Below are 22,529 nucleotides of genomic sequence, written 5' to 3' on the forward strand. Positions count from 1 at the left end.
GCGCGGTTAAGGAGTCCAGACACTCGTCAACCACGCACGGGCGGCGGAGCCGCCTACGCCCTCTGCGACGAGATCGACACGACCTCGCCGGTGAGGTAGGTGGTGTAGTCGCTGGCGAGCACGGCGATGGTGGCGGCGATTTCCCACACTTCGGCGGCGCGGCCGAACGCCTCGTCGGACGCCAGCTTGTCGAGGAGTTCCTCGCTGGTCACCTTCGCGAGGAACGCGTGCCGCGCAATGGACGGCGCGACGGCGTTGATCCGGACCCCGTATTCGGCGGCCTCGATCGCGCTGCACCTGGTCAGCGCCATGACTCCGGCCTTCGCGGCCGCGTAGTGCGCCTGCGAGTGCTGGGCCCGCCACCCGAGGACGGACGCGTTGTTGACCAGCACACCGTTGTGCTCGACCCCCTTGAAGTAGCGCAGGGCCGCGCGGGTGGCCCGGAACGTTCCGTTCAGCGTGATGTCGAGGACGCGGTCCCACTCCTCGTCCGTCATGTCGACGAGCGGGGTCTCGCCGCCGAGTCCGGCGTTGTTGACGAGGACGTCGATCCGGCCCAGCGCATCGGCCGCCCCCGAAATCAGCGCGTCCACCTGTTCCGTGCTGGACACGTCACACGTCAGCGCCTCGACCACCTGTCCCGGGAACTCGGCGGCAAGTTTCTCCTTCGTCTCGAGGAGTCGGCGTTCGTGCCAGTCGGACACGAGCACGTCGGCGCCCTCGAGCAGGGCACGCCGCGCGGACGCGTAGCCGATGCCGGTGCCCGCCGCGGCGGTGACGACGACCTTCTTACCCTTCAGAAGATCGTGTCCCGGGGTCTCGACGGGCGCGGTGGCGAGTGGAGTAGTAGTCATGAACGGGCCTCTCGGGGGAGTCCGAGCACGCGCTCGGAGATGATGTTGCGCTGGATCTCGTTGGATCCGCCGTAGATCGTGTCGGCGCGGGTGAAGAGGAACAGTCGCTGCCACTCGCCCAGTTCCAGATGTTCGGGGTCCGTGACGTCGGACGACGGATCGGCCGGGGCGAGCAGCGACGCCGCGCCCTGCACTTCCATGGCCAGCTGGCCGAGGTCGCGGTGCCAGTTGGCCCACAGCAGCTTCGCGACGGACGCCTCCGCGCCGGAGGTCCCGGCGTCGACCGCTTCCAGGGTGCGCAGGGCGTGTGCCCGCATCACCCGCAGCCCGACCCACGCGCGGGCGATCTTCTCCCGGATGTTCGGGTCGGTCGCCGCGCCGTTCGCTTTCGCGAGGTCGACGACGCCCTGCAGTTCGCGGGCGAAACCGATCTGCTGCCCGAGCGTGGACACGCCGCGCTCGAAGGTGAGCAGACCCATCGCGACCCGCCAGCCGTCGCCCGGCTCCCCGACCACCAGATCCGCGTCGGTGACGGCGTCGTCGAAGAACACCTCGTTGAACTCGGACGTGCCGGTCAACTGCTGGATGGGCCGGACCGTGACGCCGGGCTGGTCGAGCGGGACGAGCAGGAAGCTCAGGCCCTGGTGCCGCTTGGATCCCGGTTCGGTGCGGCAGAGGACGAACGCCCATTGGGCGACGTGCGCGAGCGACGTCCACACCTTCTGCCCGTTGATCACCCACTTGTCGCCGTCGAGGCGCGCCGTGGTGGATACGTTCGCGAGGTCGGAACCGGCGCCCGGTTCGGAGTAGCCCTGCGCCCACAGTTCGGTCACGGTGTTGATTCCGGGAAGGAAGCAACGCTTCTGTTCCTCGGTGCCGAACGCGATGAGCGTCGGCCCGAGCAGTTCCTCGCCGACGTGGCTGACCCGCGCCGGCGCCCCCGACTTCGCGTACTCCTGATGGAACACCACCTGCTGGGCCAGGGTGGCTCCGCGCCCGCCGTGCTCCTTCGGCCAGCCGAGGCAGGTCCATCCCGCCGCGGCGAGATGACGGTCCCAGGCGAGCCGTTCCTCGAAGAACTCGTGCTCGCTGCCGGGGCCGCCCTTGCCTTTCAGCCGGGAGAAGTCGCCGGTGAGATTGTCGTTCAGCCACGTCCTGACGGTCTGCGCAAAGTCGTCGTCGGTGATCAGCCCGTCCGGGCTCTCGCTCTGGTCCACGTCTGTAAGATAACCTACCAAGCACTTGCTAGGTAGGTAGGGAGCCCAGTGACCGAACAACCGACAACCACCCCGTCCGCCCTGAAACGGGCCGCACGCGAATTCGGCGAGCTCACAGCCGTGGCGGACGGCGACGTCCGTCTGACCTTCACACAACTGCACGACCGTGTCCGCGATTTCGCCGCAGCACTCAGCTCACAGGACGTGCGGCCCGGCGACCATGTCGCGGTGTGGTCGCCCAACACGTATCACTGGGTGGTCGCGGCGCTCGGCATCCACTACGCCGGTGCGACCCTCGTCCCGATCAACACCCGGTACACGGCGACCGAGGCCCTCGACATTCTCGAGCGCACCAAGACCACCGCCCTGGTGGTCGCGGGCAACTTCCTGGGCACCGACCGGTACGCGACACTCCGCGACGAGTCGAGCACCCTGGACCTGCCGACGGTCGTCCGGGTTCCGGTCGACGGCGGCGACGTCGAGCTGCCCGGCGTTTTCGCCTTCGACGACTTCCTCGCACTCGCGGACGAGGACACCCGCGCCGAGGCCGACGCCCGAGCGGCCGCCGTCTCCCCCGACGACGTCTCCGACGTCATGTTCACGTCGGGCACCACGGGCCGCAGCAAGGGCGTGATGAGTGCGCACCGGCAGTCGGTGGGCATCGCGCAGGCGTGGGGTGAGTGCGCCGAGGTGACCTCCGACGACAACTACTTGATCATCAATCCGTTCTTCCACACCTTCGGGTACAAGGCGGGGTTCCTGGTGTGCCTGTTGAACGGGGCCACGGTGGTGCCGATGGCCGTGTTCGACGTGCCGAGGGTGATGGCGACCGTGCACGACGAGCAGATCACCGTGCTGCCTGGCGCCCCGACGATCTTCCAGTCGATCCTCGACCACCCCGACCGGCCGAAGTACGACCTGTCCAGCCTGCGGGTCGCGATCACGGGCGCGGCCGCGGTGCCGGTCGCCCTGGTGGAACGGATGCAGTCGGAGCTGAGTTTCGACGCCGTCCTCACCGCCTACGGTCAGACGGAAGCGGTGGTGGTCACGATGTGCCGGACCGACGACGACCCGGTGACCGTCTCGACCACGTCGGGCCGCGCCATCACCGGGATGGAGGTCCGGATCGGCGACCAGGGCGAGATCCTCGTACGCGGCGAGAACGTGATGCTCGGTTACCTCGACGACCCCGAATCGACCGCCAAGACCATCGATGCGGACGGCTGGTTGCACACCGGCGACGTCGGCACCCTGGACGACCGCGGTTACGTCGACATCACCGACCGCCTCAAGGACATGTACATCTCCGGCGGCTTCAACGTGTATCCCGCTGAGGTGGAGAACGCCCTTGCCCGACTCGACGGCATCGCGGAGTCTGCCGTCATCGGTGTTCCCGACGAGCGGATGGGCGAGGTCGGACGGGCCTACGTGGTCGCCAAGCCGGGCGTCACGCTCGCCGAGGACGACGTGGTCGCGTTCTGCAAGGAACGACTCGCCAATTTCAAGGTGCCCCGGTCGGTGCGCTTCGTCGACTCCCTCCCCCGGAATCCCTCCGGGAAGGTCATGAAAAACGTTCTGCGTGAGGAGAAGAAATGACGATTCCGGACGAGGGTGACGTCGTCACCTACGAGGTGCGTGACGGTGTCGCATTCGTGACGCTCAACCGCCCCGACTACCGCAACGCCCAGAACTCGGTGATGACGTACGCCCTCGACGCCGCGTTCGAGCGCGCGGTCGAGGACGACGACGTGAAGGTGATCGTCCTCGCCGGCAACGGAAAGCACTTCAGCGCCGGGCACGACATCGGCACCCCGGGCCGCGACCATCACGTGCACTACGACAACAAGGCCGTGATGTGGTGGGACCACGTCGACAAGCCGGGTGGCGACCAGCGGTTCGCCCGCGAGATGGAGGTCTATCTCGGGATGTGCCTTCGCTGGCGCGAGATCCCGAAGCCGACCATCGCGATGATCCAGGGCGCCTGCATCGCCGGCGGCCTGATGCTGGCGTGGGTGTGCGACCTCATCGTCGCGTCGGACGACGCGTTCTTCTCCGATCCGGTCGTACGTATGGGCATTCCGGGGGTCGAGTACTTCGCGCATCCGTGGATGCTCGGACCGCGGTTCGCGAAGGAAATCCTCTTCACCGGCGACCGGTTCACCGCGCAGCGCGCGTACGAGGTGGGCATGGTCAACCGTGTCGTGCCCCGCGAGGACCTGGAGCAGGAGACCCTCGCCATCGCCGGACGCATCGCCGCCATGCCCCGGTTCGGTCTCGCGCTCACCAAGAAGGCCGTCAACCAGTGCGAGGACCAGATGGGCATGCGGAACGGCATGGATTCCGTCTTCGGCCTCCACCACTTCGCGCACGCGCACAACGCCGAGATCGACACCGATCCGCTCGGCGGCATGGATGCCAAGTCGATGGCGGCCAGTGCACGCAACTCGAACGAAAGGGCGAAATAAGTGGATCTCGAGTTCGACGCCGCCACCGTCGCCTTCCGCGAGGAGGTCCGAACGTTCCTGCGCGACAACGTTCCCGCCGAGCCGCTGCCGTCGATGGACACCGCCGAGGGTTTCGAGGCGCACCGCGAGTGGGAACGCACCCTCGCCGACGCCCGGCTGTCGGTGGTGTCGTGGCCGGAGGAACTGGGCGGACGGGACGCGTCGCTGCTGGAATGGGTGGTGTTCGAGGAGGAGTACTACCGCTCGGGTGCGCCCGGACGCGTCAGTCAGAACGGCATCTTCCTGCTCGCCCCGACGCTGTTCGAGCACGCGAACGCCGAACAGTTGGCCCGGATCATGCCGCGGATGGCCCGCGCCGACGACATCTGGGCGCAGGCCTGGTCGGAGCCGGAGTCGGGTAGCGACCTCGCGTCGCTCCGGTCCACCGCCCGGCGCGTCGACGGTGGCTGGGTGCTGAACGGGCAGAAGACGTGGAGTTCGCGGGCGAGCTTCGCGGACTGGGGCTTCGGGCTGTTCCGGTCCGACCCGGACGCCCAGCGGCACAAGGGCATCACATACTTCATGTTCGACCTGCGCTCGACGGGTGTGACCGTGCGCCCGATCGATCAGCTGGACGGCGAGCCCGGTTTCGCCGAGATCTTCCTCGAGGACGTCTTCGTCCCGGACGACCCCGCGAACCCCGGCGAATCCGGAGTGATCGGCGGCGTGAACGAGGGCTGGCGCGTGGCGATGAGCACCGCGTCCAACGAACGCGGACTGTCGCTGCGCAGCCCGGGCCGCTTCCTCACGACCGTCGACCGGCTGGTCGAGTTGTTCCGGGACAGCGGACGCACCGACGACACGGCCCTGCGAAACAAGGTCGCCGACGCCTGGATCGGCGCCCGCGCCTACCAGCTGAACACGTTCGGCACCGTCACCCGACTGGCCGACGGCGGGCAACTGGGTGCCGAATCGTCGATCAACAAGGTGTTCTGGTCGGAGTGGGACATCGCCACCCACGAGACGGCACTCGAATTGCAGGGCGCCTCGGCGGAGCTCGCGGACAACTGGATGGACGGCTACCTGTTCTCCCTGTCCGGTCCGATCTACGCCGGCACCAACGAGATTCAGAAGAACGTGATCGCCGAGCGGCTGCTCGGCCTACCGAAGGCGGATCGATGAGATTCACACTCGACTCCTCCCATCAGGACTTCGCGTCCAGCATCGACGCCCTGCTGTCGAAGGCCGACATGCCGTCGGTGATCCGGTCGTGGAACACCGGCGACACGGACCCGGGCCTGAAGGTGTGGCAGCGTCTCGCCGAGACCGGCGTCAACGGACTGCTCATCGCGGACGAGCACGACGGCCTGGGCGCGGACGCCGTCGACCTCGTCGTGGCCGTCGAACAACTCGGACGTCATGCCGTTCCCGGGCCGGTGGCCGAAACCGTCGCGGTGGCGCCGGCCCTGCTCGCGCAGGTGGCCCCGGACCGGTTGGCGGCGTTGGCCTCCGGTTCCCTCGCCACGGTCGCCGCCGCCCCGCACGTGCCGTTCGCCGTCGATGCCGACTCGGCCGACCTGGTTCTGCTCGTCGACGGCGCGACGGTGAGCCTCGGACAGACCGGGGCGGCGCAGAACTCGGTGGATCAGTCGCGACGGCTGTTCCCTCTCACCGCGAGCGACACGCTGGGCGACGTCGACTTCGCGCCCGCGTTCGATCTCGGCGCCCTGGCCACCGCCGCCCAGCTGCAGGGACTCGGGCAGACCCTGCTCGACGTCACCACCGACTACGCCAAGCAGCGCAAGCAGTTCGGCAAGGTGATCGGGCAGTTCCAGGCCATCAAACACCACCTCGCCGAGGTCGCGGTCGGGCTGGAGATGTCGCGGCCGCTGCTGCACGGTGCGGCACTGTCGGTGCGGGACGGGTCCGTCGACAGTTCCCGGGACGTCTCGGCGGCGAAGGTCGCGTGCGGGGATGCCGCGTACCGGGCCGCGCGGGTGGCGCTTCAGGTGCACGGTGCCATCGGGTACACGCAGGAGCACGACCTCTCGTTGTGGCTCACCAAGGTCCGGGCGCTGGTCACGGCCTGGGGAACGCCGGCGTTCCACCGCGGTCGCGTCGTCGACTCGCTCGTGGAGGCGTCATGAGTTTCGACAACGAGGAGCGGGCCGCGCTCCGGTCGTCGGTCCGGGATCTGCTGGGTAAGCACTCCGACTCGGCCGCCGTCCGCCGGGCGATCACCACCGACCACGGTTACGACGACACGCTGTGGTCGAAGCTGTGCGAGCAGATCGGCGTCGCCGCGCTGGCCGTGCCGGAGAAGTACGACGGCGTCGGGGCGTCGCTGCTGGAAGTCCATGTGGTGCAGGAAGAGCTGGGCCGCACGCTGACGCCGTCGCCGATGCTGGGCAGCGCCGTGCTGGCCGCGCAGGCGCTGGTGCTGTCGGGGGACGACGACGCGTGTGCCCGACTGCTGCCCGGCATCGCGGCGGGCTCGGTGGCCGCGCTGTGCTGGGCAGACGCGGACGGCTGGTCCGGATTCGGGGTCACCGCGTCGGGCGAGACGCTGTCGGGGACGGCGTCGTACGTGCTCGGCGGTGACGTCGCGGACGTGCTGCTGGTTCTCACGTCCGAAGGCCTGTTCGAGGTGGACGCGGCGGCGGACGGCGTGACGCGTCGCCGCGTCCCGGCGATGGACCCGACGCGTCCGCTGTCGGAGGTGGTCTTCGACGGAGTCGCGGCGCGCAGGCTCGTTTCCCCCACCGACCTCGTCGAGCAGTTGCGCACGGTCGCGCTGATCGCATTGTCGGCGGAACAGGTGGGCGCGGCGTCCGCGGCGCTGGAGCAGACGGTCGAGTATGCGAAGTCGCGCAAGCAGTTCGGACGGGCCATCGGGTCGTTCCAGGCGCTCAAACATCGCATGGCCGACATGTACGCCCTCGTCGAGACGGCCCGGTCCATGTCGTACGCCGCGGCGCTGTCGGGGACGCACGAGGACGCCGTCATCGCGAAGGTGTACTGCTCGGAGGCGCTGCAGCACGTCGCGGCCGAGGCCATCCAGCTGCACGGCGGCATCGCGATCACGTGGGAACACGACGCGCAGCTGTACTTCAAACGTGCGCACGGGAGTGCACAGCTGTTCGGGCAGCCGCGGGAGTACCTGCCCGAGCTCGCTACCGCCGCCGGGCTGTAGGCGGCTTCGCCGCCCGTGCGTGGTTAACGAGTCTCTGCACTCGTCAAGCACTCACGGGCGCGGAGCGCCTGCCAGCGCCTCGAGGTAGCCGGCGACCCCGTCCTCGTCGTTGCTGGGCAGGACGTGGTCGGCCAGGGCGAGGACTTCCGGCAGCGCGTTGGACGGGCACAGCGCCGTACCTGCCCACCTCAGCATCGGGACGTCGTTGATGGCGTCCCCGGCGACGGCGACCTCCTCCGACGAGATCCCGTCGACCGCGCAGAGCTCGGCGAGCGCGCTCGCCTTGGACACACCGGACGCCGCCATCTCGACGTACGGCGCGCCGGAATGCGTCAGCTCGACGCCGTCGACACCCGCCGCCACCGCCGCCCGGTAGAGCTCCGAGCTGGGTACCTCCGGGTGCCGCGCGACGATCTTCACCATCGGCTCGTCGATGTCGGGCAGCAGCTCCGACAGCGTCATCTCGTGCGGGTGCCGGTGATGGTCGGCGAACTCGCACAACGCCGCGTACGCCGGTTCGGCGACGAAGCGTGTCGGGCCGATGTTCGCGAACACGACACCGGGCATCAGCGTCCGCACCCGGTCCATCGCCGCCGCGGCCGACGCCATCGCGATGGTCGTCGTCGTCGTGATCACCGGGGTTCCGTCGGCCAGATCGAGGACCACCGCCCCGTTCGCGCAGATCGCCTTGCCGCGGAATCCGCACGACTGCGCAAGCTCGTGCACCGAATGCCTGGCGCGGGCCGTCGCCCACACCACCTCGACCCCCGACTGTCGCGCGCCCTCCATGGCCTGCGCGGTGCGCGGGGAAATCGTGCGGTCCGATCGCAGCAGGGTGCCGTCGAGGTCCGTCGCCAACAGCCGAATTTGCGTCACCTCCGCATGATGCCAGGCAGCGCATGTACCCCTCACGACGCCACCACAGTCGATAGCCTGGACAGCATGAGTCCTCGAGTACCCAGCATCGTGCTGAATTCCGGAACCATCCTCCCGCAGCTCGGCCTGGGAGTCTGGCAGGCGGACAACGACGAGACCGAACACGCCGTCGGGTTCGCCCTGGACGAGGCGGGCTACCGGCACATCGACACCGCCTCCGCCTACGGCAACGAGGAAGGTGTGGGCCGCGGCATCGCGAACTCGGGAGTCGCCCGCGAAGACATCTTTCTCACCACCAAATTGTGGAACGCGGACCAGGGCTACGAGCCGGCGTTGAAAGCGTTCGATGCCAGCCTCGGACGTCTCGGCGTCGATTACGTCGACCTGTACCTGATCCATTGGCCGCTGCAGGACGACGACCGCATCCTCCGCACGTGGGATGCGCTGGAGAAGATCGCCGAGTCCGGTCGTGCCAAGGCGATCGGTGTGTGCAATTTCGAACCGCGTCACCTGCAGTTGCTGATCGACCGCGGCGGCGTCGTACCGGCGGTCGATCAGGTGGAGTTGCATCCGCATCTCGCCCAGCAGGAGATCCGGAGGTTCGCCGTCGACCACGGCATCGCCGTCGAATCATGGAGCCCGCTCGGCGGCACCAGCAACTCGGGGTGGGGTGACGACTCGAAGCCGAACACGCTGCTCACGGATCCGATCATCACCCGCATCGGCGACCGGCACAGCAAGAGCGCGGCGCAGGTGCTGATCCGCTGGCATCTGCAGAGCGGGCTGATCGTCATTCCCAAGTCGGTCCACGAGTCGCGGATCCGCGAGAACATCGACGTGTTCGATTTCGAGCTCAGCGAGCAGGACCTCAGCGAGATCGAGACGATGGACGACGGCACCCGTGTCGGAGCCCACCCGAATGAGTTGAACATCGGCGCACCGGAGTAGGCCCTCCGGGCCCGTGCGCCTTTTTGGCTGCTCCAGCTACCAAAAAGTCGCACGGGCGCGAAGCGCCTAGAGCTTCACCGGCATCTCCTCGAGCCCGGACACGAAGTTGGCGGGGCGACGCCGCAGTGGGCCGTCGTCGACGAGCACCATGTCCGGCAGCCGCGACAACAGTTGCTCGAACATGATCTTCGCTTCGAGCCGGGCGAGTTGGTTGCCGAGGCAGAAGTGGGTGCCGAAACCGAACGCGACGTGCGGGTTCGGCGACCGTTCGATATCGAACACCTCGGGATTGTGAAACACCGCCTCGTCGAAGTTGGCGGATTCGAAGAGCAGCATCATCTTCTCGCCCTCGCGCAGGGCGGTTCCGAAGAATTCGACGTCGCGGGTGAGGGTGCGGCACATGTTCTTGATCGGCGACGACCAGCGCAGCATCTCCTCGACTGCCGCCGGGATGCCGTCTGGGTCGTTCACGAGCCGCTGTTGCTGGTCGGGGTGACGCATCAGCTGTTCCATGCCACCGCTGAGGACGTGCCGGGTGGTCTCGTCGCCGCCGATCAGGATCAGCAGGGTTTCGCCGACGATGTCCGGGTCGCTGAGCCGGTGCCCGTCGATCTCGCTGTGGACGAGGATGCTGGTGAGGTCGTCCGTCGGATTCTGCCGCCGCTGCTCGATGGTGCGGAGCGTGAATTCGTTGAATGCCAGGTAGGCATTCGCCTGTGCCTGAAGTTCCTCCGGGGTGGCGTTGCTGCCGAGCGCGTTCATGAGGTCGTCGGACCACTGCAGGAACGTGTCGCGTTCCTCGGGTCGCACCCCGAGCATGTCGCCGACGACCGCCATGGGGAGCGGCGCGGCCAGATCGCGCACGAAGTCCACTTCGTCCTTGTCGCAGGCGGCGTCGATGAGGTGATCGCAGATCTCGCGGATTCGGCCGATCTTCGCTTCCACCTGTTTCCGGGTGAAGCCGGCGTTGACGAGTCGGCGATGCTGCAGGTGCTGTGGGTCGTCCATGTCGATCATCTGCGGCAGCGGGCCCACCCCGGGCCGGATTCCGCCCGCGTTCGAGAACAACTCGGGGTCGCGTTCGGCCGCCAGGACGGCCTCGTACGACGCGGCGCCGAGAATCCCGTCCGCGCGATACACCGGTTCGTGGGCGCGCATCCACGCGTAGGCCTGCCGCGGGTCGCCGAGCTCGCCCGAGTAGAACCGCCCGTCGATCAGATCGAACTCCGGCCTGTCCGTCATCGAGGTACTCCTCAGCATTGAATCCCGCCGTTCGTGCCCTGATAATAGAACGTGTTCTCGCTATGACGCAGTGGTATAGCGACAGTTTTCGCAGATCCTCGACTCGGGAATTGGCACGAGTTCTACTAACTGGAGGTGTACGTGGTTACCAACGACGGCAGCAGCGGGCTCGCGAAGACGTCCGTGCTCGTCACCGGCGGCGGCAGTGGCATCGGATTGGGCATAGCCACCGCCCTGGCGGCCGAGGGCGTCCACGTCACGATCTGTGGTCGCAACGAGGAGAAGCTGGCACGCGCAGCGGAGCAGATCACCGCCGACGATCCCGCGGGGACGGTCGACACGGTCACCGCCGACGTCACGAACGAGGACGACGTCATCCGCGCGGTCGCCGAGGCGGGCGAGCGCACCGGGCTGCTCGACGGCGTCGTCACGTGCGCAGGCGGGAACGAATCGGTGGGACCCGTGACCCAACTCGACGTCGATGCGTGGCGGCGGACCGTGGACCTGAACGTCACCGGCACCATGCTGACGATCAAGCATTCCGCCCGGGCGCTCGTCGCCGGTGGCGGCGGTTCCATCGTCACCATCTCCTCGATCGCGAGCAGCAATACGCACCGCTGGTTCGGCGCATACGGTCCGTCCAAGGCGGGAGTCGACAACCTGACGCAACTCGCCGCCGACGAACTCGGGGCCAGCAACGTCCGCGTCAACTGCATCCGCCCCGGCCTGACCCGCACCGACCTCGTCGCGCTCATCACCGACGGCGGACCCGTCCTGGACGACTACCTGGCCAACACCCCGATCGCACGGGTCGGCGAGGTCACCGACATCGCCGCGCTGGCGAAATTCCTCCTCGGCCCCGACTCCACCTGGATCACGGGTCAGATCATCAACGTCGACGGCGGCCAGATGTTGCGTCGCGGACCCGACTTCGGGTCGATGTTCGAGCCCATGTTCGGCACCGACGGTCTGCGCGGGGTGGTCGCGCCGTGACGTCGCATCAGGTTCTCGGCAAGCAGGTCGACATGCCCGTGGAGATCCGGGCCGCGTCGGCGTTCATGGCGATGCATTCGGTGCCGACCGTCGCCGCCCAGTCGCTGATCGACTACAGCGGACTGGAGATCCTGCAGTTCCGGCCGGGACGCGGAGTGTGCGTTCTCGTGTTCGTCGACTACGTAGACGGCGACCTCGGCCCGTACAACGAATTCGGGGTGGCGTTCCTCGTCCGCGACCACCGTTCCGACGGTGCCTCGGTCCCGAAGGACCTGAAGGCGCTGGCCCGGGGCAGGGCGGGTGCTCTGATTCATCAGCTGCCGGTCGACGGCGACTTCACCCTGGCCGCCGGCCGCGGTATCTGGGGTTTCCCGAAGGTCCTGGCCGATTTCGACGTCGACCACACCGGTTCCGTCAAGCGCGGTTCGGTGAGTCAGGGCGGTCGGCTGATCGCCCAGTTGAGCGTCAAGCCGGGAATCCCGGTGCCGGGCTCGGGGGCCGGCACGTCGCTCGCCGCCTATTCGCACCTCGACGGACTCACCCGGTTCACCACCTGGGACATGAGCCCGACCGGGGTTCGCTCCCGGCCCGGAGGCGCGGAGCTGAAACTGGGCAGCCACCCGATCGCCGACGAACTGCGGTCGCTGGGACTTCCGAAACGTGCTCTCGTCACGTCCTCGATCCCCGAGTTGAAGATGACGTTCGGGGACGCGCAGCCCGTCTGACCGCACGTGAGTGGCGAAGTGTGCGCGGGCACGCTTTGCCACTCACGTGGGGTGGGGTTGCGCCGATTACCGAACTGGGGTCCAATACCGGCTACAGTTCTGGACGCTTGACCGATTCGTGGCACCCCCGGGGGGGGACGGCCGCCGGAAGGACGATCGGTAGTGCAGATCAGACGACGCAGCGTGCTCGCGGGGGCGGCGCTGACTCCGGCGCTCGCCGCGCTCGGTTCCGGGACGGCGGCCGCAGATCCCGGCACCGACGGTTCGGATGAATTCCTCGTCGGTGTCGGCATTTCCGACGCCACCGGACCGGTCGCCGACGTCGGGATGATGGGGTACTCCAGTTTCGAGCAGCGCGCCGAGGGACTGCATCAGCGAACCCGTGCGCGGGCGTTCGTGTTCGCCGAGCCCGGCCGGCAGCGTGTGGTCTACGTCTGCGTCGACGTCTGCATGATCTTCCAGTCCGTGCACGACGCGGTGCTGGCCCGGCTCGCGGAACTCCACGGCGACCTGTACACCGAGCGGAACGTCATGCTCACGGCGGTGCACTCCCACGCGGCGTGCGGCGGCGCCTCCCACGACTACGCCTACAACCTCGCCGTGCTCGGCCACAATCGTCAGGTGTTCGACGCCGAGGTCGGCGGCATCGTCGAGGCGATCACCGCCGCGCACGATTCCCTCGCTCCCGGTTCGGTGTCGTACGGCCGCAGCGAACTCACCGATGCCAGCGTCAACCGTTCGCGGATCGCGTTCGACCGCAACCCCGCCGAGGACAGGGACTACTACCCCCTGGGCATCGACACGTCGATGCGGGTCCTGCGAATCACCCAGGGCGGCAGAGACGTCGGGGCGATCAACTGGTTCCCCACCCACGGCGCCTCGCTCACCGACACGAACCATCTGATCTCCGGCGACAACAAGGGTGCGGCCGCCTACTTCTGGGAGCACGACCACGAGGGTGTCCGTTACCTCGACGATCGGAAGCCGCACTTCGTCGCCGCGTTCCCGCAGACGAACACCGGCGACATGTCCCCCAACCTCGACCTCCGGCCCGGCCACGGTCCCACCGACGACGAGTTCGAGAACACCCGCATCATCGGGCAGCGGCAGGTCGAGGCCGCCCGGACGGCGTGGGAGTCGGCGTCGGAGTCCCTCACCGGCGGCATGGACAGCCGAATCATGTACCTCGACATGGCGAATCAGGAGGTCGGCGGCGAATACACCCCTGACGGCCGCACCTACCGGACGTCCCCCGCGTGTGTCGGTGCCGCCATGAGCGCGGGCAGCACCGAGGACGGTCCGGCCATCCCGATCTTCCCGGAGGGCACCACCAACCCGCTCGTCGACGCACTCGGCGGGATGGACGCGCCGATCCCGCAGTGGCTGCAGGACGCGCAGGCCCCGAAACTCGTGCTGGTGGCCGTCGGTCTGCTGCCACCCGACGGGTGGGTTCCGCACGTGCTGAAGATTCAGATCATCCGCATCGGCGGCGTGTATGTCGTGGGCGGCCCAGCGGAATTCACGATCGTATCCGGGCTGCGGATCCGCCGCACCGTCGCCGACAGACTCGGGGTGCCCCTGGAGAACGTGATCTTCCAGGGTTACGCCAACTCGTACGCGAGTTACTGCACCACCCCGCAGGAGTACGACGCGCAGCAGTACGAGGGCGGCTCGACCCTCTTCGGCCGGTACACGCTGCCCGCGTACCAGCAGGGGTTCGCGGCACTGGCCGACGCTCTGCGCACCGGCCGCGACGTTCCCCGCGGCCCGGCACCCCGCGACCTGTCGCAGTTCCAGCCCTACCTCGGTCCGGGCATCGACCGCGACGAACCGCCCGCAAGCCGCGTCTTCGGCGACGTGCTGACCCAGCCCGCCGCGAAAGTGTCGGCGGGCGAACAGATCGCGGTCGAGTTCGTCACCGGCCACCCCCGGAACGATGCGCGCCGACGTGGCACGTTCCTCGAGATCCAGCGCCGGGTCGGCGACGGCTGGGTGCGTCACGCCGACGACGGCGACTGGTCGACCAAGTACCGCTGGACGCGCACCGGGCCGAACCAGTCGCTCGCGCGCATCACGTGGGACGTCCCGGACGGTACCCCCGCCGGTCGCTATCGTGTGCAGCACTTCGGCAACAGCCGCGACGCGGCAGGCGCGATCACCGCATTCACCGGGACGTCGAACGACTTCGAGGTCGGATAACCGCCTATCGGGTTTCGTCCGTCAGGTCGAGGGACGATGCGACGTCGAGGAAGTGCCGGATCGCCGGGACCTGTTGTCTGTCGGCGCGATACGCGACCGAGACGGTCGAGGCCGCCTGCGGATCGGAGAGCGCAACGTACCGCAGGTCCGGTAGGTGCAGGGCCCTGAGGCTTGCGGGGACGATGGTGACGCCGGTGTTCGCGGCGACCAACCCGAGGAGAGTCGGAAACTGCAGCGCCTCCTGGGCGGCCTCCAACCGGAAGCCCGCGTGGTGGCACAGGGCGGCGATGTGGTCGTAGAGTCGCGAAACCTGGCCTCGCGGAAAGGTGAGGAACCGTTCGTCGCGCAATTCGACGAGCCGCACCGACGTCCGGTTCGCGAAGGGATGCGACGAGTGCATCGCGACCAGCAGCGGCTCGCGGGTCAGCGGGCGCACCACGATGCCCTCCGCACGGTCGACCTCACGCACCAGTCCGATGTCGAGAATTCCGTCGGCGATCCCGGACAGCTGACGGTCGGTCGTCGACTCGGACAGTTCGACCTGGACACCGGGCCATGCCTTCTGCAGGGCGAGCACCGTGGCGGGGACGATCCTCAGCGCCGCGGAACTGACGAAGCCGATGCGCAGCAGCCCGACCTCACCGTGCGCGACCTGCTCCACTGCCGCCAGCGCGTGATCGGCTTCCGCGAGGACGCGTCGGCCCTCGTCCAGGAGCACCCGGCCCGCGTCGGTCAGCTCGACGCGTCGCGTGGTTCTCTCGAACAGGGTGGTTCGCAGTTCCTTCTCGAACTTGCTGATCTGCTGACTCAGTGCCGGCTGCGCGATGTGCAGGCGTTCCGCAGCGCGCCTGAAGTTCATCTCCTCGGCCACCGTGACGAAGTATCGAAGCTGCCGCAGTTCCACGCGATTGATACTTGCAACTTATCAGTCGGTTGACAATAGGTACTTCTGCACGGTGTGTGCCCGGCCTAGCGTTGAAGGCACCGAACTACCATGCCTTCGAGGAGTCAGCAGTGGAGCACCACGTCACCGCGCCGGACACGGACAACTTTCTACGCCACCTGATCGGCGGTGAATGGGTGGACGGCGACGGTCCGGTCACCACGACGACGAACCCGGCCGACGAGACCGCGGTCGCCGAATACCATCCCGCCGACACCCGGCTCCTCGACACAGCGGTGACCGCGGCAGTGTCGGCACGGCGGGAGTGGGACGACCGCGGGATCATCGCCCGCGGACTGGTCCTTCGCCGGGCCGCCGAGATCCTGGCCGAACGTGCGGACGCGATCGCGGAGCTGATGACCCGGGAGCAGGGCAAGACCCTCCCCGAGTCGCGCGCCGAAGTCGGGGCCACCGTCGAGACCCTCTACTACCACGCAGCGCAGGCCAGGAACGCCGACGGCGCCACCTACCCTTCGTCCCATCCCGACGAGGTGATTCGGACGGTCCGGCGCCCGCTCGGCGTCGTCGCCGCCATCACCCCGTGGAACTTCCCGCTCCAGATCCCGGCCTGGAAGCTGGCGCCTGCACTGCTCTGGGGCAATACCGTCGTCTGGAAACCCGCCAGCGACACGGTTGCGGTCGCCGCGGCCTTTGCCGAAGTCCTTGCCACAGCGGGTGTCCCGGCAGGTGTCCTCAACATGGTCCTGGGACCGGGCCCGATCGGCGCCGAACTGGTTGCCCGGGAAGAGATCTCCGGAGTCACCTTCACCGGGTCGGTACCGGTGGGCAGGTCGATCCAGGCTGCCGCCGTCCCCCGCGGCGCCAAGGTCCAGATGGAACTCGGCGGGCACAATGCGGCAATAGTGCTCCCCGACGTCGATCCGCACGACGCAGCAGCCGTGCTGATCGCCGGTGCCATGGGAAGCACCGGTCAGAAATGTACGGCGACGCGAAGGATCATCGCGGTCGGCAACGCCTACGACGCACTCGTTCCCGAACTCGTCGCCCGCGTCGAGGAACTGGTGGTCGGCGACGGACTGGCACCCGAGTCGCAGATCGGCCCGCTCGTCTCGTCCCGCGCGGCGAAGGAGGTAACGGCCGCGGTCGACCAGGCGCTGTCCGAGGGCGCCGAATTGCTGGCGCGCGCACCACTCCCCACGTCGGGTGCCGCCTTCGTCGCCCCCACTCTGCTCGCCGGCACCACCGAATTGACCATCTGCCGAGAGGAGGTGTTCGGACCGGTGACCACGATTTTGCGCGCGGAAGACCTCGACGAGGCCATCGCCATGGCGAACGCGACACCCTTCGGCCTCACCGCCGCAGTGTTCACGTGTGACGAGCGCGCCGTTCGACGCTGCATTCGTGACCTCGAAGCGGGACTGATCAAAGTCAACGCCCCCAACACCGGGTCCGAACTCCATGCTCCCTTCGGCGGACTCAAGGACTCCTCCTTCCCTGCTCCCCGTGAGCAGAATGCGGCAACCAGTGCCGAGTTCTTCACCTGGAGCAAGATCGCCTACGCCCGCACCGGAACGCCGAGGAGTGACGCATGAGGCCGACCGATACCCTCCGCCGGACACAGACCCTGGCGCGATCGCCCGAGCAGGTCCTGGACCCGGCCGACATGGGAGCGGCACGCTACACCCGGCACAGCTTCGCCCGGTCCTTCCTCCGAACGGCGGCCGCGCAGAACTGGCGGGTGGAACGCGAGCGCTGGGACGTCGATGATGCCGGCCGCGGCGAGATCGTGTACCGCGTCGTCATCGGTTCACACGAGGTGCGATTCGTCGTGTTCTCGACGACCCTCATCGAGAGCGATCGAACCGATCGTGTCATCGCCAAGGCCTGGGACGTCACCGGAGCCCTGATCGAGGGACCGCTGACCGAGAGCCGAGCGAACGCATTGCGCTCGCAGGTACCGCGTCAGGAAGAAGGCCGGGCAGACGACGGCACTCTCATCTGGACGCGGGCAAACCGCAGTGCCCGATTCTTCGACTACGTCGTCGACCGCCTCTCCGAGGGCACTCAACCGGACATCACGACCATGGGCGATGCCGCCTACATTCTGCGGAGTACCGCGTTCTACAGCAACGGAAAGTTCGGGCTCGCAGATTTCGATCGGCTCGATGCCGGCCATCCCCTGCGTCTCCCCTACCGGGCACACATGCTGACCGCCTGGCTGTTGCGCGAGCTCAGTTACGACCTCGTCGAGCACTGTGCCCGCGCCCGAAACCCTCTGTCGGTGCGGCTGTCCGGAGACTGGCGACGCTACCTCGGGCTGGGCAACGCCACGGGTCTCGGCATGGTGCCCTACGTGATCAACCACCCGCACGTGCTCGACGCCTGGTGCGCCACGCGCGAGCTCCCACTCGCGCACGCCCTGGCACAGGCGACCACACCCGACGATCGGCGCATCCACACTGCCGGTGACCTGCTCGAGCGAGCCACCCACTACTTCCGCGAACGCGCAGACCTGGCGACTGAGCCCTTCGTCCCGTGCGGCGAACTCTCGTCCCAGCTCGAACCACTCCGGGCCATGCTGGCCGAGTACATCGACAGCGGGACGATCGGCGGCGAAGCAACGACCCATGCGTGGCGGGAACTCCACGGGCAGGCGGCGACATTCGGCCCCGAGGCCCGCAGTGTGATGGACAGCGTGATCGTCGAGGTACATCCTCAACTCGACGCCGAGGTCGAGGAGTTGCTGTGCTGCGATCAACGGCAGGACGTCGATCCCGCGCAGACCTGCGCCCAGTTGCGTTCCGTCCTGCGAGAACGCTACGCGTGGGTGCGGCGCTTCGACTTCGACAATCCCGACGAGCTGACCCACTTCTGGTTCTCCTCGGAGAACAACGAAGAGCCGCGTCGCGGACGCAGAGGTATCGATCCCGGCGAGAACGTCGAGCATCCGATCGACATCGCCCGGTCCGTCGCCGCTCTGGACCGCGATCTCGCGTCGACGCATGACGAAACGCCGGTCGCCGCCTTTCTCGTCGAGCACCCGTGGCACCGCGGAATCGTCGCCCGCGTCCAGACACTCGCCGACGTCCCGTATTCGGAGGCACACGACAACCTGCTCGCCGAAAAGTTCCTTCCCCTGAATCTGCAGCGATTCCAGCTGGCGATGTACGGAATGGACAACTACAGCCCGCAATCGACCGACTGGCTCCGCGTGACCCTCTACTCGGGAGCCCCACGGGCCGACGACGTCGCCGCCGGAGTCGACGACGACTGGATCTTCACCCGCAAGCCGCGAAAGGATTCCTAGTGCACACGCTCACTCACTCCGACCTGCTGGTGGTGGACGGTCTTCAGATCAACAACTGGGATCGGAAGGTCCTCGAGGAACTCCGAGCCGGTGGTGTCACAGGTGTGAACGCCACCTGCGCGGTCTGGGACGGGCCGACCGACACTCTCGGCGCCGTCGCGCAGTGGTATCAACTCGCCGCCGACAACAACGACATCGTCACCCTCGCGGAGACGTCCGAAGACATTCGCACTGCGAAGCGGGACAACCGGATCGCCGTACTCCTCGGGTTCCAGAACTCCTCGCCGTTCGGGGACGACTACCGGATGGTGGAGATCTTCCATCGATTGGGCGTTCGTGTCGCGCAACTCACCTACAACATTCAGAACCTGGCGGGCGGCGCCTGCTACGACGAGCACGACTCGGGACTCACCGCGTTCGGGCGAATACTGATCGGCGAAATGAATCGCGTGGGGATGCTCGTCGACCTCTCGCACGTCGGAAACCGTACCTGCCTGGATGCGATCGACGCATCCGAAAGGCCCGTCGCGATCACCCATTCGAACCCGACGTGGTTCGTCGACAGCCCCCGCAACAAGCCGGACGAGGTCATCGATGCGCTGGCGGCCCGTGGCGGCGTGATCGGATGTTGCCTCTACCCCAACGTTCTCGGCGGGGAAACCACCTCCAGCTCCGACTTCGCGGTCATGGTCGCGCGACTCGTCGACCAGATCGGACCCGACCACGTCGCGATCGGGAGTGACTGCACCAGAAACTGGTCGGAGGACTACGTCGCGTGGTTGCGCAACGGTCGCTGGCGCCCGCCCAGCCAGAATCCGGTCGAACCCGAGTGGCCCATGTGGCCGAACTGGTTTTCCGGCCCGTCCGACTTCCCGGTTCTCACCGAGTGCCTGCACGATGTCGGACTCGACGACGAGACCATCGCGAAGATTCTCGGCGAGAACTGGTTGCGGCTCTTCGACGACGTCTTTCCCGGCCTGCACGAGACACAGGAACGCCGATGACCGACATGCTCACTCATACGTCCGAGCGCGACACACTCCCCACCACGAACAACCGAATCAGGTTGGCGGTACGTGAGGTTCGCGAGACCGCTTTCCGCGCCCTGTACGCGGCCGGTGTCAGTTCGGGCGAGGCAGGCGCCGCGGCCGACATAGTGACGGCGATGCAACTCCACGCGCGTACCGGGATCGACACTCTCCTGGACACGCTGGACCGGCTCGATCCGTCGAGCGATCCCACCGGTGCGACGCTGTCGAAAAGCTCCGCTGTCGACATCGTCGACCACTCGCCCCGGAGCGGCCTGCTGTCGGGACCCCTGGCGGTCGACCTCGCGCTGTCGCAAGCACGACCGGTCCTGCTGTCAGAGATCGACGACCACGAGGCCGCCGACTGGTACGCCCTCCGCGCCGCCTCCCGGTCCGGCACGACACTGTGGCTGGTCGCTCTCGATGACCACGAGCGGCGCGCGACGGTCGTGACAGCCGCCGGCGACATGTACCGCGACGTCGCCGTCACGTTCGAATGCGGCGCAGAATCCAACAGAGGCACGCTCGTCTGGACGGCACCATTCGCCGCGAACTCGTCCCGTCCCGTCCACACCGCCGCCGAACGGGAGACGCGATACCGCCACGCCGTCTCCTACGGCGTCTTCGTCGACACCGCGACGTGGTCGCGGGCGTACGCACTCGGCAGGCGATTCCTCGTTCCGGAGGCCCAGCATGACTGACCAGCGTGAGCTCGTCGCTCATCCGCACGGGATCGAACGACCGTACTCGAGAGCCGCCGTGTTCGCCGGCACCATCTGGGCGTGCGGGCAGATCCCCACCACCGCGGACGGACAGACCCCGGCCGCGATCGGAGAGCAGGTCAAGGTCGCACTGGACAATCTGGAAGCTACGCTCCTGGCTTCGGGTGGCGGCCTGCACACGCTCCTGAAGACCACGGTGTACCTGGCCGATCTCTCGGAGTTCGACGAATACAACACCGCGTATCTCGATCGACTGGAAGGGATTCCGCTACCGCCACGAACGACCGTGGAGGTCGCGCGCTTCCGCGGCAGCAAGAGAATCGAAATCGACGCGGTCGCAGCCGTCGACCACCGAATTGATAAGCACGGAGCATGAATTGGTAGGAGATTGGTAATTCCGCGCCGCTGATTCACTTCCTAATGTGGCAGCAACCACATCACGTGGGGACCGACCCTCAAGCCCACACCCCCGATGGGATTCCTCAGATGAACCTCGACACCACCGTCACCGCCCGATCGGGCGTCACACTGGACAGCGCCAGGCTCAACGGCTTTCACGCCAAACTCGCCCTCTTCTCCTCGGGCGGACCCTTTCTCGACGGCTACATCCTCAGCATCATCGGCATCGCGATGGTTCAGATCCAGGCGCAATGGGACATGAGCGCGCTGTGGGCCGGCCTCATCGGGTCATCGGCTCTCATCGGCGTCTTCCTCGGTGGCGCCGTGTTCGGCGCAGTGACCGATCGGATCGGCCGAAAGTTGATGTACACCATCGACCTGATCGTGATCATCGTCTGCTCGGTGCTGCAATTCTTCGCGGCGGACGAAATGCAACTGTTCATTCTGCGTTTGATCATCGGCATCGCAGTCGGCGCCGACTACCCCATCGCCACCGCCCTGGTGACGGAGTTCGCACCGAAGGCCTGGCGCGCCAAACTCGTCGGCGGCCTGAATGCCATGTGGTTCGTAGGCGCTACCACCGCCGCTTTCGTGGGCTACCTTCTGCTCGACCATCCCGACGGATGGAAATGGATGCTGCTGTCCTCGGCAGTCCCCGCCACCCTGATCGTGATCGCGCGGACGAGCATCCCCGAGTCGCCACGCTGGCTTCTGAGCAAGGGACGTTCCGCGGAGGCACTGACGGTGCTGCGAAAGACGATCGGAAACGATGCGACCCTGGACGATCTGCCCGACGAGGAAGGGACCACCTCGATCCGCGGACTGATGCGCGGAGGGTACCTGCAGCGGGTCGTCTTCATCTCGATCTTCTGGACGTGCACGATCGTGACCCTGTTCGCCATCTACGCATTCGGGCCGCAGATCCTCGAACTCTTCAACCTCGGTTCCGGAAATCTGGCCCACATCGGCTACGGGCTCATCAACCTGTTCTTCCTCATCGGCAACATCGTCGCACTGCTGCTCGTCGATCGACTCGGTCGCCGGCCGATCCTGATCTGGGGGTTCGTACTCTCCGGTCTCGGATTGCTGTTCCTCGCGATCAAGCCGGACGCAGGCCTGTGGGTGATCGCGTTCGCGTTCGCCATCTACGCGCTCTTCAACGGCGGACCCTCTATCCTCGAATGGATCTACCCCAACGAACTGTTCCCCACCGAGGTGCGGGCCACTGCGGTCGGCCTCTGCACGGGCATCAGCCGGATCGGCGCGGCGATCGGCACCTTCGCCACCCCGTGGGCGCTGTCCAATCTCGGACTCTCCGCAACGATGTACATCGCCGCGGGCATTGCCGGGGTGGGAGCCCTCGTCAGCTTCCTCATGGCCCCCGAGACCCGGGGAACGGACCTGAGCGACGCCGCCTCACTGCGCTGAGCGCTCTCGATCACTGCGCTGAGCGCTCCTGATCACTGCGCTGAGCGCTC

At 67.3% G+C, this 22,529-nt stretch carries 20 protein-coding genes; 15 read left to right on the plus strand and 5 right to left on the minus strand.

The genetic code is table 11. The annotated features are described in order from the left end of the window. Window positions 1-53 precede the first annotated feature (53 nt). Both WKC72_RS37675 and WKC72_RS37680 read right to left on the minus strand, forming a co-directional pair. On the minus strand, window positions 54-854 hold the full coding sequence (locus WKC72_RS37675; protein WP_037241813.1) for an SDR family oxidoreductase: 801 nt from the start codon (window positions 852-854) through the stop codon (window positions 54-56). Further along, window positions 851-2,071: an acyl-CoA dehydrogenase family protein gene (locus WKC72_RS37680; protein ID WP_370181306.1), complete on the minus strand. Its 1,221-nt coding sequence runs from the start codon at window positions 2,069-2,071 to the stop codon at window positions 851-853. Before WKC72_RS37680 ends, WKC72_RS37675 begins: the two co-directional genes overlap by 4 nt. Before the next feature lie 48 nt (window positions 2,072-2,119). Between WKC72_RS37680 and fadD3 the strand changes: the two genes are divergently transcribed. The 5 genes from fadD3 to WKC72_RS37705 are packed head-to-tail and all read left to right on the plus strand — an operon-like array spanning window position 2,120 to window position 7,708. After that, on the plus strand, window positions 2,120-3,667 hold the full coding sequence (gene fadD3, locus WKC72_RS37685) for a 3-[(3aS,4S,7aS)-7a-methyl-1,5-dioxo-octahydro-1H-inden-4-yl]propanoyl:CoA ligase (protein ID WP_370181307.1): 1,548 nt from the start codon (window positions 2,120-2,122) through the stop codon (window positions 3,665-3,667). Further along, window positions 3,664-4,536, plus strand: coding sequence for an enoyl-CoA hydratase (locus WKC72_RS37690; protein WP_370181308.1), 873 nt, complete (start codon window positions 3,664-3,666; stop codon window positions 4,534-4,536). Before fadD3 ends, WKC72_RS37690 begins: the two co-directional genes overlap by 4 nt. Next, a complete protein-coding gene (locus WKC72_RS37695) occupies window positions 4,537-5,697 on the plus strand; it encodes an acyl-CoA dehydrogenase family protein (RefSeq protein ID WP_370181309.1) in 1,161 nt (386 codons plus the stop codon). Beyond that, a complete protein-coding gene (locus WKC72_RS37700) occupies window positions 5,694-6,662 on the plus strand; it encodes an acyl-CoA dehydrogenase family protein (RefSeq protein WP_370181310.1) in 969 nt (322 codons plus the stop codon). Before WKC72_RS37695 ends, WKC72_RS37700 begins: the two co-directional genes overlap by 4 nt. Then, window positions 6,659-7,708: an acyl-CoA dehydrogenase family protein gene (locus WKC72_RS37705; protein WP_112299628.1), complete on the plus strand. Its 1,050-nt coding sequence runs from the start codon at window positions 6,659-6,661 to the stop codon at window positions 7,706-7,708. The genes WKC72_RS37700 and WKC72_RS37705 overlap by 4 nt, the downstream gene beginning before the upstream one ends. A gap of 51 nt (window positions 7,709-7,759) precedes the next feature. Here the strand turns inward: WKC72_RS37705 and WKC72_RS37710 are convergent, their stop codons facing one another. Beyond that, entirely contained in the window at window positions 7,760-8,584 is an 825-nt protein-coding gene (locus WKC72_RS37710; protein WP_128640040.1) for an HAD family hydrolase, read from the minus strand. A 66-nt stretch (window positions 8,585-8,650) separates the two neighbouring features. Between WKC72_RS37710 and WKC72_RS37715 the strand changes: the two genes are divergently transcribed. Then, window positions 8,651-9,532, plus strand: coding sequence for an aldo/keto reductase (locus WKC72_RS37715; protein WP_037241832.1), 882 nt, complete (start codon window positions 8,651-8,653; stop codon window positions 9,530-9,532). A 66-nt stretch (window positions 9,533-9,598) separates the two neighbouring features. Here WKC72_RS37715 and WKC72_RS37720 read toward each other — a convergent pair whose 3' ends face one another. Beyond that, complete coding sequence (locus WKC72_RS37720) at window positions 9,599-10,774, minus strand: cytochrome P450 (protein WP_370181311.1); 1,176 nt, start codon at window positions 10,772-10,774, stop codon at window positions 9,599-9,601. Window positions 10,775-10,915: 141 nt separating this feature from the next. On the opposite strand from WKC72_RS37720, the gene WKC72_RS37725 reads away from it, so the two are divergent. From WKC72_RS37725 to WKC72_RS37735, 3 genes are all read left to right on the plus strand, one after another. Next, complete coding sequence (locus WKC72_RS37725) at window positions 10,916-11,767, plus strand: SDR family oxidoreductase (protein ID WP_370181312.1); 852 nt, start codon at window positions 10,916-10,918, stop codon at window positions 11,765-11,767. Beyond that, window positions 11,764-12,492, plus strand: coding sequence for an acetoacetate decarboxylase family protein (locus WKC72_RS37730; protein ID WP_370181313.1), 729 nt, complete (start codon window positions 11,764-11,766; stop codon window positions 12,490-12,492). Before WKC72_RS37725 ends, WKC72_RS37730 begins: the two co-directional genes overlap by 4 nt. 162 nt (window positions 12,493-12,654) lie before the next feature. Next, window positions 12,655-14,691, plus strand: a complete 2,037-nt coding sequence (locus tag WKC72_RS37735; protein ID WP_370181314.1) for a neutral/alkaline ceramidase — start codon at window positions 12,655-12,657, stop codon at window positions 14,689-14,691. Window positions 14,692-14,695: 4 nt separating this feature from the next. Here WKC72_RS37735 and WKC72_RS37740 read toward each other — a convergent pair whose 3' ends face one another. Continuing rightward, on the minus strand, window positions 14,696-15,595 hold the full coding sequence (locus WKC72_RS37740; RefSeq protein WP_037241856.1) for a LysR family transcriptional regulator: 900 nt from the start codon (window positions 15,593-15,595) through the stop codon (window positions 14,696-14,698). 110 nt (window positions 15,596-15,705) lie between these two features. On the opposite strand from WKC72_RS37740, the gene WKC72_RS37745 reads away from it, so the two are divergent. The 6 genes from WKC72_RS37745 (at window position 15,706) to WKC72_RS37770 (ending at window position 22,479) form a co-directional block, all read left to right on the plus strand. Beyond that, a complete protein-coding gene (locus WKC72_RS37745; RefSeq protein WP_268791730.1) occupies window positions 15,706-17,187 on the plus strand; it encodes an aldehyde dehydrogenase in 1,482 nt (493 codons plus the stop codon). Beyond that, window positions 17,184-18,902: a hypothetical protein gene (locus WKC72_RS37750; RefSeq protein WP_370181315.1), complete on the plus strand. Its 1,719-nt coding sequence runs from the start codon at window positions 17,184-17,186 to the stop codon at window positions 18,900-18,902. Before WKC72_RS37745 ends, WKC72_RS37750 begins: the two co-directional genes overlap by 4 nt. Then, window positions 18,902-19,906, plus strand: a complete 1,005-nt coding sequence (locus WKC72_RS37755) for a membrane dipeptidase (protein ID WP_037241864.1) — start codon at window positions 18,902-18,904, stop codon at window positions 19,904-19,906. Before WKC72_RS37750 ends, WKC72_RS37755 begins: the two co-directional genes overlap by 1 nt. Next, window positions 19,903-20,631 carry a hypothetical protein gene (locus WKC72_RS37760; protein ID WP_370181316.1) on the plus strand — a complete coding sequence of 243 codons (729 nt, stop codon included), beginning with the start codon at window positions 19,903-19,905 and terminating at the stop codon, window positions 20,629-20,631. The genes WKC72_RS37755 and WKC72_RS37760 overlap by 4 nt, the downstream gene beginning before the upstream one ends. Next, window positions 20,624-21,028 (plus strand): RidA family protein, encoded by a 405-nt coding sequence (locus WKC72_RS37765; RefSeq protein ID WP_037241866.1) that lies wholly within the window; start codon window positions 20,624-20,626, stop codon window positions 21,026-21,028. Before WKC72_RS37760 ends, WKC72_RS37765 begins: the two co-directional genes overlap by 8 nt. A gap of 110 nt (window positions 21,029-21,138) precedes the next feature. Further along, on the plus strand, window positions 21,139-22,479 hold the full coding sequence (locus tag WKC72_RS37770; RefSeq protein WP_128640048.1) for an MFS transporter: 1,341 nt from the start codon (window positions 21,139-21,141) through the stop codon (window positions 22,477-22,479). Window positions 22,480-22,529: the final 50 nt, after the last annotated feature.

Origin of the sequence: Rhodococcus wratislaviensis, assembly GCF_041228765.1 — a bacterium.
Classification (GTDB): domain Bacteria; phylum Actinomycetota; class Actinomycetes; order Mycobacteriales; family Mycobacteriaceae; genus Rhodococcus_F; species Rhodococcus_F wratislaviensis.